At 61.3% G+C, this 944-nt stretch carries 1 protein-coding gene and 1 other annotated feature; the gene reads left to right on the top strand.

Annotated elements, in window-relative coordinates; all coding sequences use genetic code 11:
* Positions 1-70 (top strand) — a sequence feature (AL1L pseudoknot). This feature is flagged as partial in the annotation.
* Positions 1-910, top strand: a 910-nt coding sequence (locus OR16_RS37525) for an IS3 family transposase (RefSeq protein WP_006164389.1), incomplete at its 5' end; no start/stop codon positions are given. (Overlaps the previous feature by 70 nt.)
* Positions 911-944 lie beyond the last annotated feature (34 nt).

Below are 944 nucleotides of genomic sequence, written 5' to 3'. Positions count from 1 at the left end.
GGCCTTTGTTGATCAGCACCGCGACGTCTTCGGGGTCGAGCCGATCTGCAAGGTCTTGCGGATTGCCCCGTCGGGCTACCGGCGCCATGCTGCGCAGCTTCGCGATCCGTCACGTCGCTCGGCACGGGCCAAACGCGATGAGTTGCTGCGGCCCGAGATCAAGCGAGTCTGGCAGGCCAACATGCAGGTCTACGGGGCCGATAAGGTTTGGAAGCAGTTGAACCGCGAAAGCATCCCGGTGGCGCGCTGCACGGTCGAGCGACTGATGAAGCAGCAGAGTTTGCGCGGTGTGATTCGCGGTAGGCGGGTTCGCACGACGACTCCAGGCACGACAGCAGCGCGTCCGCTGGACCTGGTCAATCGTCAGTTCAGGGCCGAGCGGCCGAACCAGCTCTGGGTATCGGACTTCACCTACGTTTCGACGTGGCAGGGCTGGCTGTACGTTGCGTTCGTGATCGACGTGTTCGCCCGGCGCATCGTTGGCTGGCGCGTCAGTGGGTCGATGACCACGGACTTCGTTCTGGACGCACTGGAACAGGCCCTTTACGCTCGGCAGCCTGGCAATGATGGATCTCTCATTCACCACTCCGACAGGGGTTCGCAATACGTCAGTATTCGCTATAGCGAGCGCCTGGCCGAGGCGGCCATCGAACCGTCGGTTGGTAGCCGGGGCGACAGCTACGACAACGCCTTGGCTGAGACGATCAACGGCCTGTACAAGGCTGAGCTGATCCATCGTCGTGCTGCCTGGAAGACGCGTGAATCCGTTGAGCTGGCCACGCTGGAATGGGTAGCCTGGTTCAATCACCACCGGCTGATGGAACCCCTCGGCTATATACCGCCCGCCGAAGCTGAGGCAAACTACTATCGGCAGCTTCAAATGCCTGTCGCAGAACCGCTATTAACTTAAAACAACCAGCCTCCACGATTCCCGGGGCGGTTCA

Origin of the sequence: Cupriavidus basilensis OR16 (genome assembly GCF_000243095.1) — a bacterium.
Lineage (GTDB): Bacteria > Pseudomonadota > Gammaproteobacteria > Burkholderiales > Burkholderiaceae > Cupriavidus > Cupriavidus basilensis_D.
The sequence above is the reverse complement of the archived record's forward strand: the minus strand, read 5'-3'. Positions and strand labels throughout refer to the sequence as shown.